15 protein-coding genes and 1 pseudogene are annotated in these 16,928 nt (G+C 64.2%); 6 read left to right on the top strand and 10 right to left on the bottom strand.

What is annotated here, in order from left to right; genetic code table 11:
• The first annotated feature begins 49 nt into the window (after positions 1 to 49).
• The 3 genes from CXR25_RS13210 to CXR25_RS13200 all read left to right on the top strand — a co-directional run bounded on the left by CXR25_RS13210 (position 50) and on the right by CXR25_RS13200 (position 4,255).
• A complete protein-coding gene (locus tag CXR25_RS13210; RefSeq protein WP_096161695.1) occupies positions 50 to 913 on the top strand; it encodes a ribokinase in 864 nt (287 codons plus the stop codon).
• Positions 910 to 1,833 (top strand): dihydrodipicolinate synthase family protein, encoded by a 924-nt coding sequence (locus CXR25_RS13205; protein WP_009882701.1) that lies wholly within the window; start codon positions 910 to 912, stop codon positions 1,831 to 1,833. Before CXR25_RS13210 ends, CXR25_RS13205 begins: the two co-directional genes overlap by 4 nt.
• Positions 1,834 to 1,981: 148 nt before the next feature.
• A complete protein-coding gene (locus CXR25_RS13200) occupies positions 1,982 to 4,255 on the top strand; it encodes a choice-of-anchor I family protein (RefSeq protein WP_096157319.1) in 2,274 nt (757 codons plus the stop codon).
• 49 nt (positions 4,256 to 4,304) lie between these two features.
• Here CXR25_RS13200 and CXR25_RS13195 read toward each other — a convergent pair whose 3' ends face one another.
• Together CXR25_RS13195 and CXR25_RS13190 are read right to left on the bottom strand one after the other, a co-directional pair.
• Positions 4,305 to 5,123, bottom strand: coding sequence for a siderophore-interacting protein (locus CXR25_RS13195; RefSeq protein WP_009882699.1), 819 nt, complete (start codon positions 5,121 to 5,123; stop codon positions 4,305 to 4,307).
• 179 nt (positions 5,124 to 5,302) lie between these two features.
• The gene (locus CXR25_RS13190; RefSeq protein WP_009882698.1) at positions 5,303 to 6,622 is read right to left on the bottom strand and encodes a glutaminase; all 1,320 of its coding nucleotides are present in this window, start codon (positions 6,620 to 6,622) and stop codon (positions 5,303 to 5,305) included.
• 205 nt (positions 6,623 to 6,827) lie between these two features.
• Between CXR25_RS13190 and CXR25_RS13185 the strand changes: the two genes are divergently transcribed.
• Positions 6,828 to 7,682, top strand: a complete 855-nt coding sequence (locus CXR25_RS13185; RefSeq protein ID WP_069600516.1) for a hypothetical protein — start codon at positions 6,828 to 6,830, stop codon at positions 7,680 to 7,682.
• A 2-nt stretch (positions 7,683 to 7,684) separates the two neighbouring features.
• Positions 7,685 to 8,413, top strand: coding sequence for a hypothetical protein (locus CXR25_RS13180; protein WP_009882696.1), 729 nt, complete (start codon positions 7,685 to 7,687; stop codon positions 8,411 to 8,413).
• A 6-nt stretch (positions 8,414 to 8,419) separates the two neighbouring features.
• Here CXR25_RS13180 and CXR25_RS13175 read toward each other — a convergent pair whose 3' ends face one another.
• From CXR25_RS13175 to CXR25_RS13145, 8 genes and pseudogenes are all read right to left on the bottom strand, one after another.
• Positions 8,420 to 8,779, bottom strand: coding sequence for an antitoxin (locus CXR25_RS13175; RefSeq protein ID WP_009882695.1), 360 nt, complete (start codon positions 8,777 to 8,779; stop codon positions 8,420 to 8,422).
• Between the two features lie 45 nt (positions 8,780 to 8,824).
• Positions 8,825 to 10,105, bottom strand: coding sequence for a Zn-dependent hydrolase (locus tag CXR25_RS13170; RefSeq protein ID WP_009882694.1), 1,281 nt, complete (start codon positions 10,103 to 10,105; stop codon positions 8,825 to 8,827).
• A gap of 65 nt (positions 10,106 to 10,170) precedes the next feature.
• Positions 10,171 to 11,460: a Na+/H+ antiporter NhaA gene (nhaA, locus tag CXR25_RS13165; RefSeq protein ID WP_009882693.1), complete on the bottom strand. Its 1,290-nt coding sequence runs from the start codon at positions 11,458 to 11,460 to the stop codon at positions 10,171 to 10,173.
• Between the two features lie 113 nt (positions 11,461 to 11,573).
• Positions 11,574 to 11,723 (bottom strand): hypothetical protein, encoded by a 150-nt coding sequence (locus CXR25_RS18665; protein WP_162619340.1) that lies wholly within the window; start codon positions 11,721 to 11,723, stop codon positions 11,574 to 11,576.
• A 67-nt stretch (positions 11,724 to 11,790) separates the two neighbouring features.
• Complete coding sequence (locus tag CXR25_RS13160; protein WP_009882691.1) at positions 11,791 to 12,519, bottom strand: LmeA family phospholipid-binding protein; 729 nt, start codon at positions 12,517 to 12,519, stop codon at positions 11,791 to 11,793.
• Between the two features lie 49 nt (positions 12,520 to 12,568).
• A complete protein-coding gene (locus CXR25_RS13155; RefSeq protein ID WP_009882690.1) occupies positions 12,569 to 13,330 on the bottom strand; it encodes a LutC/YkgG family protein in 762 nt (253 codons plus the stop codon).
• Positions 13,327 to 14,856 (bottom strand): lactate utilization protein B, encoded by a 1,530-nt coding sequence (locus tag CXR25_RS13150; protein WP_404801854.1) that lies wholly within the window; start codon positions 14,854 to 14,856, stop codon positions 13,327 to 13,329. The genes CXR25_RS13155 and CXR25_RS13150 overlap by 4 nt, the downstream gene beginning before the upstream one ends.
• 251 nt (positions 14,857 to 15,107) lie before the next feature.
• A pseudogene (locus tag CXR25_RS13145) lies at positions 15,108 to 15,848 on the bottom strand ((Fe-S)-binding protein); the annotation flags it as partial.
• Positions 15,849 to 16,070: 222 nt separating this feature from the next.
• Between CXR25_RS13145 and CXR25_RS13140 the strand changes: the two are divergent.
• On the top strand, positions 16,071 to 16,913 hold the full coding sequence (locus CXR25_RS13140) for a FadR/GntR family transcriptional regulator (RefSeq protein ID WP_164513971.1): 843 nt from the start codon (positions 16,071 to 16,073) through the stop codon (positions 16,911 to 16,913).
• Positions 16,914 to 16,928: the final 15 nt, after the last annotated feature.

The raw sequence follows: 16,928 nt of genomic DNA, 5'->3' as shown, positions 1-16,928 counted from the left end.
CACCCGAGAGGCATCTCGGGTGCCGACATCGGTCTGAGGGGAGGAACCCATGACCGTTGACCTCGACCTCACTGTCGTCGGCAGCATCAACGCCGATATCACCGCCATCACCCACCGACTGCCCGCAGCCGGTGAGACCGTGGGCGGGGGTCGGCTCGTCCATAGTCCCGGCGGCAAGGGTGCCAACCAGGCCAGTGCCGCGGCGCGACTGGGCGCGAGGACCAGGATGATCGGGGCCGTGGGCTCGGATGCCGCAGGCGCGGCGATGACACAGGCACTGCAGAGCGCCGGTGTCGGGACCGATGGCATCGGAGTCGTCGACTCGGGGACCGGGACCGCCCTCATCATGGTCGATGCAGCTGGCGAGAATCAGATCGCCGTGTGCGAGGGCGCGAATGCCCACGTGAGCATTGCCGAATGCGAATTCGGTGCCCAGGAGACCGTGCTCACCCAGCTCGAAGTATCCATGGACCTGATCACAGAACTGTCACATACCGTGCCGGGACGATTCGTCATCAACGCCGCCCCCGCTCTCCCTCTGCCCGCCGAGGTGGTCGAGCGAGCCGATCTCATCATTGTCAACGAGAGCGAATACGATCTGCTCCCGCAGCTGCGAGACGCGAAACTGGTGGCGATCACCTATGGTTCGCGGGGTTCGGGGTTATACGAATACGGTCGAGAGGTGGCCTTCGCAGAGGCATTGCCGCGTCGACCGGTCAGCACCGTCGGTGCCGGAGACGCATTCTGCGCGGCCCTCACCATCGCCCTGGCCGCCGGATACTCGCGGCAACGGTCACTGGCGGTGGCCAATGCCGTCGGTGCCGAGGCCGTGATGGACCCGAATGCCCAACCCGAATTCCACCGACTCGAGCACTACCTGCAATCGACGACTACGACGGAGACCACGACATGACGGACCCGAACGCTCCATCGCCTGACCTGTTCACGGGCCTGAGCGCCTTCCCCCTCACCCCGATCAGCGACGAGGAGATCGACGAGGCTGCCTACGCGGGGCTGCTCCAGCGTCTTGTCGCCGCCGGCGTCGATTCGATCACTGCCCTGGGATCGACCGGATCGTATGTCTATCTCAGCACCGACGAACGCGCCCGAGTCGCGCAGCTGACCGTCGAGCATGCTGCCGGGATCCCCGTGTTCGTCGGGATTGGAGCACTGCGCACGCGCGACGTTCTGGCAAATGTGGCCGCGGCTGAAGCCGCTGGCGCCCAGGGACTCCTGCTCGCTCCCGTCAGCTATCAGCCGCTGACCGAGGACGACGTGTTCGAACTCTTCCGCACGGTCACCTCGGCGACCGATCTTCCCGTCGTCGTCTACGACAATCCGGGCACCACGCACTTCACGTTCACCCTTGATCTCTACGCCCGACTGGCCGATCTCGACGGCGTGGCCTCGATCAAGATTCCCGGGCAGGCGATGTCGCCTCCGGACTTCACCGCCCATGTCGAACGGATTCGGGCCGCCACCGGCAACCGCGTGAGCATCGGGATCTCCGGTGACGCGTTCGGAGCTTCCGGCCTCAATGCCGGCTGCGATGCCTGGTACACGGCCGTCGGCGGAACCCTGCCGGCCCCGATGCTCGCGATCACCCGCGCCGCCCAGAACGGCGAAGCGGACCGGGCGTTGGAACTCTCCGCCGAACTCCAGCCTCTGTGGGATCTCTTCGCCGAACTCGGCGGCAGCCTTCGAGTCACCGCCGCGATCGCCGAACATCTGGGACTGGTTGCCCCGCATTCCCTGCCCCTTCCGATCCTCGGCCTCACCGATGACCAGAAGAGGAAAGCCGCCGAGGTGGCCGATACCCTCCACCTCGACTGAGCGACCGCGCTCGAGGTTTCGCCCGGAGCAGGGCACGTGTGTTCACTCGGAATCCACCCGGAGTTCGAGGCAGAGACAGACCGCCTGCCTATATATAAGTGGTTGCGGGCAGTTTCGCCCCCTCGATCACCTCGACTCCGGAGAACCGATGACGCATCAGTCCACCTCGCGCTCAACCACGGCCGCCCTGACCGTCCTGCTGCTGACCGCAGGCCTGAGCGCTACAGGGACGATGATCGGCACTGGAGCAGCAGCCGCGGCCGAGGTGAGTGAGCCCATCAGCTACTCCGCGCCGGAGGCAGGCGTGGACCTCGGATTCCTCGGCTCGCACGAGACCGGCCAGTTCGACGAGTCCGCCGCAGAGATCACCGCCGTCCACGGCGACACGGCCTTCACCGTCAATGCGCAGGCGGCAACCGTCGACATCATCGACATCTCCGATCCGCACAAGCCCGAGAAGTCCGGTGAAATCACCGGTTCCGGAATCGCGAACTCCATCGCCGTCCGTGACGACGGACTCGGCGTCATCGCGCTGGAGAACGAGGACAAGACCGCACCGGGATCGTTGATGTTCTTCGACGCCACCGACACCTCGGCGACGGTGCTGGGCACTGTTTCGGTGGGATCGCTGCCGGACATGGTGGCGCTGACCCCGGACGGCGCGCATGCGCTGGTGGCTAACGAGGGCGAACCGGACGAGGATTTCGCCACCGACCCTGAAGGGTCCGTATCCGTGGTCGACCTGCCCGCCGAGGTGGCCGCACCCGAGGAATCGGATGTGCACACCGCCGACTTCCACGACTTCGAGGAAAGCGGTTCGAAGACGCTGCCCGACGACGTTCGCGTCTTCGGACCCGAACCGCACGACGATCTGCCGGTGTCTCGCAACCTCGAACCCGAATACATCACCGTCGCAGGTGACAAGGCATACGCCACGTTGCAGGAGGCGAATGCGATCGCCGTTCTCGATATCGCGACAGCCGAAGTCACCGAGGTTCTGCCGCTGGGCTTCAAGGATCATGGTCAGGTCGGCAATGGACTCGACGCCTCCGACCGAGACCCAGAGGATGCTCCGGAGAAGAACATCGCTGAATACCCGGGACTCAAGGGCGCCTACATGCCCGACACGATCTCAACATTCACCTCCGGCGGCACCGACTACCTGGTCACCGCCAACGAAGGAGACTCCAGAGAATGGGGCGACTTCGTCGACGCAGCCAGGGTCAAAGACCTCGGCGAGGACGAATTGGCACCGGTCTGTGAGACCTCCCCGCTGGCCGACAAACTCGGTGACGAGGACCTGGGCAGGCTCAACATCATCACCGACCTGGGGCTGAGCGAAAGCGGAGACTGCTATGAAGAGCTCTACTCCTTCGGTGCCCGATCCTTCTCCGTGTGGACGACCGACGGTACGCTCGTCGCCGACTCCGGCGACAGCTTCGAACAGATGACCGCCGAGGCGATTCCCGATTTCTTCAACTCCAACCATTCCGAGTCCAACCTCGAAGGTCGCAGCGATGACAAGGGGCCAGAACCCGAGGCGCTGACTGTTGGTCAGGTGGGTGAGACCACCTATGCCTTCGTCGGGTTCGAACGGGTGGGCGGAATCGCCGCCTTCGACCTCAGCGACCCAACGAACCCCACGTTCGCCACCTATTTCAACAACCGTGACTTCTCGGTCTCCGTCGAAGATGAGATCGAGGACGCCGCCGACCCAGACGCTCTGCTCTCCAGCGCAGGCGACCTCGGACCGGAAGGCATCACCTTCCTCGGTGCCGACGAGTCTCCGACCGAAGAGGCCGCCCTCGTCGTCGGCAACGAGGTCTCAGGCACCACCAGCCTGTACTCCGTCGCCGATCTCAACGACGACGGCGGTTCGGACCCAGGGGCCGAAACTGACGACTCAGCTGACTCGGACGACTCGACTGATTCCAACGACTCAGCCGAATCCGACAGCTCGGCTGCATCCGATGACTCTACGGATGCCGACAGCTCAGGTACCTCAGAGGCTTCCTCCGACTCCGGTGCTTCGGCCGATTCCAACGACTCAGGCAACTCCACGGACTCCAACGACTCGACCACTTCCGACAGCTCCAAGGACACCGACGGAGCTGCCGACTCCACGGGTGCAGGCGAAGACTCTGCCGCAGACTCCGAAGGGTCAGAGTCCGAGGCGAACAGCGACGCCGGCGCGTCCTCCGACGGGACAGACGCAGACGGCGACAATGCAGGCTCGCTGCCGCGCACCGGTGCGGACATGGGCCAGTACCTCATCATGGCCGGCATCGCGCTGGGTCTCATCGGCTTCGGTGTCCTTGCCATCTACCTGGCACGTCGCCGTCGGAACGGTCGTCGCGGAGACGGTCGCCGCAGCGGGGCACAGTCGAGCAACGACGTCCTCGGCTCAATCGGGTGGGATTGAGCGCGAAGATTCTCTGCTCGGCTGGGTGGGACTGAAGCCTGCGATGGTGTCAGTCGATCTTGCCGATGGGTTCGCGTTTCTCGGCCTGGAACTGGTCCTCGGCGCGACCGCGAGCCCAATAGGCTGAGATCGACAGCGACTCACGGGGCACCTCGTGTTCCTTGAGGACCGTCCGGATCGTTTTGATGGTCCCGCGCTCACCGTGGGCGAAGACCTGCGGTGTTCCTTCGGACCAGTCGAGCTCGCGAACAGCGGAGATGAGCTCATCGTCATTGTCGACCCAGACCACGGTGACGCCAGCAGGTGTGGCCGGCAGCAGCCGGTCTGCTTCGTCTGCGACGGCGGCGATGACGGTGCCCTTCGCCTCGGTGTCCATGGCTTCAAGCGCGGTGCTGACAGCAGGTATTGCGGTGTGGTCGGCAATGAGCAGATGCCATGCGGCATCGGGGTTCGGCCGGTACTTGCCTCCGGCACCGACCATGACGATGGTGTCACCTGGCTGCGCGGTCTTGGCCCAGGGGCCTGCAACGCCCTCGTCACCGTGGATGACGAAGTCCAGTGACAGCCATTTCTCGTCTTCGTTGATCTCCCGCACGGTATAGGTGCGGTTGCGGGGCAGCTTCTCGGGGGAGTTCTCCCGCAGCTCTGCCAGATCATAGGGCGGAGTGAGACCGTGTGCGGGGTCGGCGAACATGAGCTTGACGTATTTGTCGGTCGCCTCGTTGCTGTTGAGGGCATCGAAGCCCTCACCGCCGGCCCTGATGCGAATCAGGTTCGGGGAGATGGCGGTGACCTCGTGGACGGTGAGGATGGCCTGCGGCCGGGGTGGACGGGCTGAGCTGTTCTGCGTTGTGTGCGTCGTCGACATAGAGAGCCTTCCTGGGATGCGCTGGGATGCGACAGGGCCGGGCCGTTCGGATGGGCCGCCTCGGCGAGGGCCCCAAACTGCGCCTGCATGATCAGGTTAGTTAGCCTTACCTTATCAAGTGACGGTGTGGGCTGCCTCAGCCGGGCCACCAGGAGCCGCTGCGAAATCACGCAGCAAAATCACACGGCTCTCTGTGACCAGTCCTCACGCAGCCGTCGCAGACCCTTGAGCGCCTTGGGGGAGTCGACGTATTCGACCTCAGGCAGGGACGAGCTCGGGCTCTTGCACAGGAGCATGTCTTCGGGGTCCATGAGCGCGATGCGCTTGCCGTCGTCCTCGAGACGACTCATCGCCTCGGTGAGCATGCGCCTGGCCACCCCGTTGATCTCGTTGACCCGACGCAGGTCGAGAACGAAGACCTCGACATTGGATTCGGGGGCGTCCATGGTCCGGATGACGTTCTCGGCACCGCTCCACTGAATCAAGCCCTGGAGGCTGCAGATGCGGACCATGACGCCCTGGGAGTCCACGAAGCGTCGGTCACGGCGAATGATGGAGCGGGCAGGTTCGGGAGCATCCATGATGTGCAGACTCAGCTCCCGTGAGAGAGTCCGGAAGATGTTGGCTCCACGAACACTCGTCCCGTGCTTGTCCAGGCGCGGAGAGAAGGTGGCGATGCCGACCTGTCCGGGCAGGACCCCGAAGACTCCGCCCGAGACGCCTGACTTGGCGGGCACGCCGACCTCTGTCATCCAGTCACCGGCCGCGTCGTACATGCCGCACGTCATCATGACGCCGAGGACCTGACGGTTCACGCGAGGTGAGAGCACCTGTTTGCCGGTGATCGGATTGATTCCACCGGCGGCCAGGGTAGCGGCCATGATGCCCAGATCCTTGGTGGTGATGAGGATCGAGCACTGGGCGATATAGCCCTGGACCACCTCGTCGGGCTGGTCGGTGTAGACACCGTGGGAGCGCAGCATATTGGCGATCGCGACATTGCGGTAGGCCTCACCCCATTCGCCTTCGGCCACCGAATCGTCGACGCGCAGCTGCCGCCCGGCGAACTCGGACAAGCCGGCACGCACGATCTCGATCCGCTCGGCCAGCGAGGCTCCCGGCTCACCCAGGAGCGAATGGATGACCATGGCTCCGGCGTTGATCATCGGGTTGAGTGGTTTGCCCGACATCTTGTCCAGCGAGAGCTCGTTGAAGGCCTCACCACTGGGTTCGACACCGACCATGTCGAGGACCGCGGCCAGTCCCTCCTGCTCGATCGCCATGCCGTAGATGAAGGGCTTCGACATCGATTGGATGGAGAACTCGAACTCCGAGTCACCGGAGGAGTATTCGACCCCGTCGAGGGTGGAGATGCAGATACCCAGCTTCTCCGGATCGGCTGCCGCCAGATCGGGGATATAGTCCGCGTTCACACCGGACCGGTCTGACCTGTGACGATCAAGCGTCTCGTCCAGAAAATCAGGGATAGGGGATCGCATTGCACCTCCTGCAGTGTGATGAAGTTCGTGGGATGTGATTCGGTTGAATGAGTCGGGGCAGCTGATGCCCGACTGCTATTCTCACACACACCTCTGCTGGTGGGGAGTCCACCGCGGGGCAGCGAACTCAACATGGGCAGAGCATGTGGCAGAACCGGAACTGGGCTGGCACAGATGCCGCAGCGGCCAACCATAGTGTGTGAATATGTCGAAGCCAATCAGCATCATCGTCGCCGGTGCCATCGGGTTCGCCGCGATAGTCATCATCCTCGTGATCGTGTTCCAGGGGTCCGCCCGCATCCCCGATATGCCACCGGATCGGTCGAGGTATCCCGAACAGGCGCTGACACCTGAAGAGATCACGGTGAACGTGACACCGCGTAGCGATGGGTCGCTGCAGGTGAGCCAGCGCCTGATCTTCGATGTCACAGATGAGATGAAGGAGCCGCTGTCCTGGTATATCGGTGGAGAGCAGATCGGCTGGAACACCGGCGTCGGTGACGGTCCGAGGTATTACGTGCTCCCACAAGTTGGGGAGGTCTCAGCGCAGGAGCTGAGCACCGCGGAGGACTCAACGAAGGAGAATCCCGCCGAGGTGGGCGATCTCACCGTGACACGCGAGAATCGGTCGATCGACGATCCATTCTCCGACTCGGCCGTCTACGACTTCACGCGTGAGAAGCAGGCTGGCGAGGATTCGCAGTGGACCCCGGGCAGGCACGTCGTCGACATCACCTATGTTCTTGACGACGTCTACCTCAACGTCGATGGGCATGAGCTCTTCGTTCTGCCCCTGCGATTTCCCTCTGGATCGAACGAAGCGCCGAGCATGCGCACCGTGTCACTGGAAGCGGGAGGCCCGATCCAGTGCCTGCCAGACCATACGGAGTTCGACCCTGACGCCGAATGCACGGGATTGGACAAACATCGCTTCACCGACGACGGGACCAGACTCACCTGGTCAGAAGAGACCTCACCCAGCATCGAGGCCATCGGATTCGCAGCCCCGGAGAACATGCAGGCCGAACCCATTGACGCACCCGAACGCGAGAGGAGCTGATCATGAACTCCCGAAAGCACTGGACCAGTTCAGGTAACCGGAAAGCCGCCGGTGCCGGCCTCGGTGTACTGGTGGTCGTGGCCGCAACCATCGTCGCTGGCACGGTTCCCGTCGATGATGTCTCTGCCGCACCCAACCCGTACATGGGAGAGGACGCCACTCACACCATCACCATCGACTCCGACGGCAGCTATCAGGTGCACATCGACCAGACCATGGAGCTGGCCAGGAACTACAAGTTCACCTTCGGCGGCATGGTTCACGACGGCTTCCGCTTGCCTGACACGGAGTCTGTGCTGCCGCCTTACCTGCGGGCACAGTACTCAGATCCGACGATCACCATGGATGGTCAAGCCGCCGAGGTGGATGTTGAGCACGAGGTCCACGCCGTCGACATCTCCGCCGAGGACACATTCACCAAAGGAGAGCACGAGGGCACCGTCGACTACAGGGTCACCGGTGCCGCAGTCGGCTCCGTGCAGGCGAAGACTGGAGGAGTCGCCGTCTACTTCCGATCGTTGGTGCCCGGGGACGTGGTCGTGAAATCAGCTGAATCGATCGTCGCAGTCGAGTGTGAGGACTGGCCTCCGGAGGGTGAACCCTGCGGCCGGAAGTCCGGTGATGACTGGTTGATCGGGCCTGACGAGCTGGCAGAGACCGACGCAGTACGGATCATTCTCGACACCGATGAGGCAGGCCTCAGCGAGCCGAGGATCGATTCGACGAAGTGAGAATCCTCAGGGGCGAGTTTCGCCCTCGTCGGTGCGAGGATTCACATCGGGGCGCTGCTCGCCGGTCGGTCGCTGCTCGTCAGTGGGACGCTGATTGTCACCGGGGTTCTGCTCACCGGCCGGGCGCTGGCCATCGGCCTGGTTGTTCTCCGACTTCCCATCGGTGCCGACGGCACGGTCGGCGGCGTCTCGGGCCTTCTGGATCTTATCGGTGTGCTTGCCATTGGTCAGAGACTCCGCGACCCCTGCCGCCTTGTCGAGAATCGAATCGGTAGCCTTCTCTCCCTTGTCGGAGTTGAGCTTCTCGCGGACCTTCGGATCGTTGGCCAGGTTCTTTGCCTTGTTGATGAACTTGTCGAATGGCATGATGCGGTCCTTCTCAGCAGACGGTCGTGTCAGCACTGACTGTAGTCACCGCGACTGTGCTCCACCTGACCGTGCAGTCGCACCTGAACCTGTAGCACCGTCGAGGCGGAGCACCGTCTGCAGCAAAACCTCGATTCCAGGGACGATGTCATCGAGTTCCGTGAATTCCTCGGGACAGTGGCTGCGGCCATCATGTGAGGGCACGAAGATCATGCCCACCTGCGTCTTGGCGGCGATGATGCCCGCGTCGTGACCGGCACCGGAGAACATCGTGGCCCTGGAATGACCAAGCTCATCGGCCACCTCGGCGATGGTCGAGGTGATCGGCTCGTGCAGCGGCACGGGCGCATCGTCGGTCGTCCACTCCATCTCCACGTGGACACCGCGCTTGTCGGCGTTCTGGTTGGCAGCATCGGTGAGCCGCCGCTGAGCCTCATTCAGCCAGGACCCCTCGGGGCCGCGGAACTCGCCTTCGACGCTGGCATTGGCCGAGACGACGTTGACGGCCTCGGGAGTGAACTGGATCTGACCGCTCGTACCCCGCGTGTTCGTCCCGGACTCGGCGATCGACTCGACGGCGAGCACCGTGCCGGCAGCGGCACACCCCGCGTCGGCGCGGACATCCATCGGGGTCGTGCCTGCGTGGTCCTGGCGTCCGGTGAAGAGCGCCTTGAAGTGGTTGATGCCGGTGATGGTCTCAACGACGCCGATCTGTCTGCCCATCCGCTCCAGTTCGGGCCCCTGCTCGATGTGGAGTTCGAGGAAGGCAGTGACCTTCGAGAAGTCGTAGCGTGCGTCGAGGAAAGCCTCGGGATCGATGCCGGAATCAGGCAGAGCCTCGGCGAGGCTGCGGCCGCTGGTGTCGGTGGCGGCCAGGGTGGTGCGGTCGACGAGTCCTGTCATCGCCCGGGAGCCGACGCAGAAGAAGCCGAAGTCATTGGGCTCTTCGTTGAAGAAGACCACGATGACGAGGTCATGGTCGAGTCGGATGTCGTTCTCCCGCAGCAGCCGCACGACCTCGATGGCACCGAGGACACCGGTGATTCCGTCGAATCGGCCACCGCCGTCGACGGTGTCCGTGTGGGACCCGAGCATGATCTCACGCCCGCCGAGGCGACCGGGCAAGACTCCGATGACGTTTCCGGCCCCGTCGACTCGGGTCTGCAGCCCTGCCTGCTTCATCAGGGTGCGGGCGTAGTCGCGGCCGGCGATGTCGAATTCGCTCAGCGCTCGCCTCGTCCATCCGGGCCGCTCCGAGTCGACGAGGGTGGCCAGCGTCGTCAGCTCGGATGAGAATCGTTGGCCTACCGGGGTGATCGTGCTCATCGTTGAGCCTTTCTGATGGTGCGGTGGTGAGGCGGTGCCAGTGTGCGTGAAGAGGTGTGCCCTCGTCAGGGCTGATGCACATCTAGGGTAGCGCCCTCTGCCTTCCGGTACCGACGGTTTCTGCTGCCCAAGATGAGCGTTGCCAGCAGGGCCGCGATCACGGAGGCGCTGAGGATGGCGACCTTCGCGTAATCGTGTGCGGGGGAGCCGGGAATGAAGCTGAGTTCGGCCACGAGGAGGGAGACCGTGAAGCCGATGCCGGCGAGCAGACCGACGCCGGCCAGATCCAGCCATTTCAGGCTCGGATCCAATCCGGCGGAGGTGAATCGGGAGACCAGCCACGTCGAGGCGAGGATGCCCAATGGTTTGCCGAGCACCAGTGCCGCGATGATCGCGAAGGTCAGCGGCTGGGAGAATGCCGTGGCCAGCCCCTCGAATCCGCCCACGGCCACACCCGCGGCGAAGAAGGCGAACACGGGGACGGCGAATCCTGCGGACAGGGGGCGCAGGCGGTGTTCGAGCACCTCGGCGAGATTCGGGGTTTCGTCTTGGACTGGCCTGCGATCCTGACCTGTGTCCCGGCGCCGAGCCAGGGCCGGGATGGTGAACCCGAGTGCGACACCGGCGATCGTGGCGTGGATTCCGGAGGCATGCATGAGGCCCCAGGCGATGAGTCCCAGCGGCAGCAGAATCACCCACGCTGCCCACGCGCGGTCGACGAAGAATGTTCGCCACCGGGAGGCGATGAGTCCGTAGACGATGATGACTCCGACGGCTGCCAGCAGGGGGATGGGGTTGATGGTCTCGGTGTAGAAGACGGCGATGATGCCGATGGCGAGCAGGTCATCGACAGCGGCGAGGGTGAGGAGGAAGATGCGCAGCGCCTTGGGCAGGTGGGAGCCGATGATCGCGAGGATCGCGACGGCGAACGCGATGTCCGTCGCGGTGGGAATCGCCCAGCCGCGCAGCAGCTGAGGGTTCGAGGTCATGAGCACCGTGTAGATGAGGGCCGGGACGATGACACCGCCGGCGGCGGCAGTGATCGGGACGATGGCCGTGCGGAAGCTGCGCAGGTCCCCATGGGTGAATTCGGTCTTCAGCTCCACCCCGACGAGGAAGAAGAAGATCGCGAGCAGCCCGTCGGCGGCCCAGGTGCCCAGGCTCAGCTGCAGGTGCCACGGCGCGAAGCCGATCTCGACGTCTCTGAGAGCGAAGTACGAGTCCGCGAGTGGAGAGTTCGCCCAGATAAGGGCGGTGAGTGCGGCGATGACGAGGAGTCCGCCGCCGACGGTGTCCTTGCGCAGAGAGGTGAGCAGGCGATTGTCGCCGGTGGTCGTTGGAGAAGGTGAAGACACGGAGATCCCATTTCGTGGTCGGACGGTGTGCTTTTCCGACCCGAAATGTGTGGGTGCTCTGCCAGAACGATCAGTGATCGAGCGCCGAGAGGCTCGTGCTCATGATCGTCTGCTCAGAGGGTGGGCCGGAGTCGTTCGCCGGCCAGAAGTGGGGCTGTTCCCGAGAGCATCATGCCCCAGGAGGTGATGTAGCCATTGGTGCCCGGATGTCCCAGAACCCACACCTTTGGTGTGAAAACGGTGTCGGGCATCGTGGGAGTCATCGCAGTCAGTCTACGCGAAATCAGAATGCTCTCGCAGGTTCACGCCCCGCCTCGAGTCGCCCCAACCTCAATTCAAGGAGACTCCGGTGCCATGGAGGCTGATCTCCAGACCGGTGTCAGTGGCCTTGATGTCGGTGAGTTCCAGGCCTGCGGGCAGGAAGTCGAGGTCGATGACGATGTCGGAGATCGACGAGGTCAGAAATGACGGAAGCGAGTCGATGTCGACCTCGGCAGATCCGAGCTTGATGGTCGTGGCATTGACCACGACCTGCCGCGACTGCGCCTGCGGGTCTATTCCGATGAGCAGCTCCTGACCGAGCAGCGAGCCTTTGAGGAAGAGTCCGCCGTCGATCGTGGTGAACGACATTCCCTCGGGCAGCGAGGCGTGTTCAGTGGCCAGCGAGTCGATCGTCGACAGCGGAATCACTGCGCTCGCCTCGACCGTGCCGATGGGGCGTGAGGTGTCGACCGGGACGTCGAAGAGTTCGGCATCGACGTCGGTGAAGTCGACATTCTCATACTGCGCCTGATCCGCTGTGACACGAACGGTGTCAAGCGTTCCTCCGGCCATCTGAGTGAGCACGGGGAAGCCCTCAACGTTGACATCAGCCTCGCCGTAGGGTTCGAGGCTCGAGGCGATCTTCTGCTCAGTGGTGAAGTCGACCACCCGGTCGGCGGCGATGACGCCGAGGATGAGGGTGAGCACGACGATGACCGCGGTGACGATGAGCTTGGACCGGCGAGACCTCCGCCGAGGTGGTTCGCGTGGGTACTCTGCAGTGCGGGCCATCGTCATAGCCACCATTGTTCCGCATCGCTGATGGCCCAGGCGTCGTGGGTCCGACTCACGTATCGACGATGACCACGTCGAGGGTGCGCGGACCGTGGACGCCTTCGACACGTTTGAGCTCGATGTCGCTCGTCGCCGAGGGCCCGGAGATGAATGTCAGCGCCGCCGTCGGAGTCAGGCGGGCGATCCCCTCGGGCACGATGTCGACGATGTCGGCCACGCGCACAACGCAGACATGATGGTCCGGCACGAGCGTGATCGCCCGCCTGCCGCACTCGGGTGATCCGTCGAGGACGATGGTTCCCGTCTGCGCGATCGCCACCGCCGAGGCGGTCACCACCGCAGCCTGTGCGTCGAGTTCGGGAATGCTCAGCTCCTGACCCGGAGCATCGACCGAGACCTCACCGGAGAACGAGTTCATCCATGAGTCATCGAGCCCGCGAGGCACGACGACCTTCGACCCGGAGTCGAGGAGCCCCGCAATGGTGGCCGCTGGGTCGCCGCTGACGCGGTGGACGTTGGCCTTATAGTCGACAAGACGATCGATGAGCAGCTCGATGAGGTCCTCACCCTCATGCGTGCCGGTGCGAAGATAGTCCGCGCTCTGATTGACCATTCCGCCGCCGGCCGCGGGAATGTCGGCACCAGCAGCTTCGGCCTCGCCGCTCGTGCCGTGCGACTGCTCGGAGCCGGTGGCACTTGGGGGTGAACCGGTGGGCACGGTCCCGGAGGCGGACGAGACGTACTCGCCCCCACCTCGGCGACCGAGGGCCTGATTGATGCGGCCGAGGATCTCTTCACGTGCGGTGTCCGTCATGTCTCGTCGTCCTCTTCCTCTGCGCGGGCCTGATCCTCGGCCCACAGCTGTCTGAAGCTCTTCTCCGGCAGCGCGGGGATGTCACGGCTCGAGGTCCATGCTCCTGCGATGCCTGGCAGCGAATTGATCTGCTCGCCGCCGGTGACCGTGTGGGCGATGGGCAGACCGGATTCGGCTGCGGCCATCCGCTTGCCGTCGCTCATCATCCACGAGGCGCCGGTGAGTGCGGCGTCGAGCTGTGAGGAGACGGGGGAGTGGTTGGCTTCGACGTCCTCGCCGCGCAGGTGGACGAGGATCTCGGGAATGTTGATCTTGACCGGGCACACGTCGTAGCAGGCTCCGCACAGGCTCGAAGCGTAGGGCAGGGAGCCGTTCTCTTCGACTTCTATGCCGGTCATCAGCGGTGAGAGGATCGCGCCGATCGGTCCCGGGTAGGTCGACCCGTAGGCGTGCCCGCCGGTGCGTTCGTAGACGGGGCAGACGTTCATGCACGCCGAACAGCGGATGCAGTTGAGCGCTGTGCGTCCGTGCTCATCGGCCAGGGCCCGGGTGCGGCCATTGTCGAGGAGGACGAGGTGGACGTTCTGCGGACCGTCGCCGGGAGTCGTGCCCGTCCAGAATGAGGTGTACGGGTTCATCCGCTCACCGGTCGATGAACGGGGCAGCAGCTGCAGGAAGACCTCGAGATCATCGAAGCTCGGCAGCAGCTTCTCGATGCCCATTACGGTGATGAGCGTCTCCGGCAGGGTCAGGCACATGCGGCCGTTGCCCTCCGACTCGACGACGCCGAGTGACCCGGTGTCGGCGATGCCGAAGTTCGCTCCGGAGATCGCGACCTTCGTGGTGAGGAACTTGTGGCGCAGATGTCGCCGGGCAGCCTCGGCGAGGACTGCGGGCTCATTCGTCAGGTCTCCGGCATCGGGCATCTTGTCCATGAAGATGTCGCGGATCTCATCGCGGTTGCGGTGGATGGCCGGGACAAGAATGTGGCTGGGCTTGTCATCGCCGAGCTGGACGATGAGCTCGGCCAGATCGGTTTCGAAAGCGTCGATGTCCTGAGTCTCGAGGTGTTCGTTGAGGCCGATCTCCTGGGTCGCCATGGACTTGACCTTGATCACCTCACGGCGCCCGCTCTCCAGCACCGGGGCGTTGGCCTCGACGAGTTCGGTGACGATGGCATTGGCCTCATCGGCATCCCGGGCCCAGTGGATGACGCCGCCGGCTGCCGTGAAGTTCTTCTCGAACTCGGCCAGATACTCCGGCAGGTTCTCCATCACGTGATTCTTGGCCTGAGACCCTGCCTCCCGCAGGGCCTCCCAGTCGTCGAGTTCGGCGACGACCTCGGAGCGTTTGTCGCGAATCGTCGCGGTCGCATGTCCGATGTTGTTGCGCAGCTGCTGGTTCGACAGATGCTGATGTGAGACCCCGGCGAAGGACTCGTCTTCGACGATATTGCCCTGCCCGCCTGGAATCTCATGGTCGTCATGGCGTGTGGACCGCAGCAGCGGCATTCCCAGAAAAGTCATCGCAGACTCCCTCCGCTCACGGTTGCTCCTTCACTTTGGACACGCAGCGGGTCTTCCTTGGTCGAGGCGAGGATCCGCGCCAAGTGGACCGCTGACTGTCCGACTCTCAGGCCCGACTGCACCTGGCTCGGCTCCTGCGGCTGTGTGCCCTGGTCGCCGGGGATTCGGTGGTCATCGTCGCTGGCTCCGACGACCGCTGTGAGCTGATCGGCATTGTCAGCACCGGCCTCGGTCGAGCTCGTCTGCTTCACATGCACGGCCGTGACGTCGGGGGTGCCCTCGAAGTTCCCGGTCCGCTGGAAGCGAGACATCCCGCCGCCCATGTGCAGGAGGCAGGAGGCATCTCCGCCGGTGCACACCTCGGCGCCGGTCGATTGGATGGTGCGGACCTTGTCGGCGAGCATCGCGGAGGAGACCTCGGGGTTCTTCACCGAGAATGTGCCTCCGAATCCGCAGCAGGAGTCGGCCAGAGGGAGCTCGACGAAGTCGATTTCCTTGACCGAGCGCAGCAGATTGCTCTGACGATCGCCGAGGCGCAGCAGGCGCATTCCGTGGCACGAAGGGTGGTAGGTCACCCGGTGAGGGAAGTAGGATCCCAGGTCAGCCCCCGCGTCCGTGATGCCGAGGACGTCGGTGAGGAACTGCGAGAGTTCATAGGTGCGTCCGGCGATGTCGGCGGCCTCCGTGGCCAGGGCCTCGTTGCCCATCCGTCTGGCGACCATCGGCTGCTGGTGTCCGAGCGAGGCGACACAGGACGCCGAGGGGGCGACAGCGACATCCCACTCGGTGCTGGAGAAGGCCCGGGCATGGGCTGCGATGACCGGTTCTGCCTGCGCGAACTTCCCCGAATTGATGTGCATCTGCCCGCAGCAGGTCTGTCCCTCGGGGAAGATCACCTCATGGCCCAGTCTGCGCAGAATCGTCACGGTCGCCTGCGCGACCTCCGGATACATGGCATCGACGATGCACGTGGCGAACAGTGCAATCTTCATCTGACCTCCAAGCCGTGGTGCCTGCAGTGCCAAGAATCGGATCCGGGGCTCGGCTCCTGAGCGGAGACCGATCGAATGCGACGGAAGTGGTTCTTGTCACAAATGTGGTCAGACCTTAACATAAGGGGATGTCCCCGCAAAGGCCTCGGCACAGATGCCCCTGACAATCCCGCTGACTGGGGACTCTTTGCGGGTACCGCGGTCGGCGAAAAGGCAATTACGATGAATAAGGCTTATGAAATAGTCCTTGCCGGAATCGAGGGTGCTTTCCTCGACGGCACCCTCAGCCTCGGTGACCGGCTGCCGGGGGAGCGGGCCCTGGCTCAGCGTTTCGCAGTCTCCCGATCCAGTGTGCGCGAGGCCATCCGCATCCTCGACGCCGTCGGCCTCATCCGGTCTGGTGTCGGTTCGGGGCCCGAGGCCGGATCGGTCATCGTCTCCGAGCCGGCGGTGGGCCTGTCCCGGGCCTTGAAGCTGCACGTCTCGGCTCGGCATATCGCTCCCGCAGACGTCCTCACCACTCGAGTCGTCCTCGAGTCAGATGCGGTTGCCACCGCCGCCGAGGCTGTTGCTGCCGAAGCTGGATCTGTCGCGAGGAAGTCACCGACGGGCGACCCCCGCACCGGGTCGGGCAGGGTCCACCTGAGGCGAGCTGGTGAGCTTTTGGCTCGGATGCGTGAGGCCGACATCGCCAAGGCGACCTTCCATGATCTCGACGCCCGATTCCATCGTGAACTGTGTGCCGCGGCCGGCAATCCGGTCACCGACATCATCCTGGCGTCACTGTCCAGCAGCATCCTCGACTATGTCTCCGCAGCGGCCGACGGCACCGATGATTGGCCGTGGGTGCAGGCCGAACTCACCGCACAGCACGCCGGTCTGCTCGAGAGCGTTCTCGCCGGTGACGCGGACCAGGCGCGTCGAGAATGTGCGGACCACATCCACTGGTTCGCTGCCACCACTGGAATCAGAGCCACTACTGGCAGCAGTGACTCTGCGCCAGCCGACACCGGCTCCACCAGCACAGATGCGCCGGCGAACGCTATCGACGCATGGGAGCCCTGACCATAGGATGGGCAC

Source organism: Brevibacterium aurantiacum (assembly GCF_003932995.1).
Classification (GTDB): Bacteria; Actinomycetota; Actinomycetes; order Actinomycetales; family Brevibacteriaceae; genus Brevibacterium; species Brevibacterium aurantiacum.
This window is presented reverse-complemented; position numbering and strand designations above follow the sequence as displayed.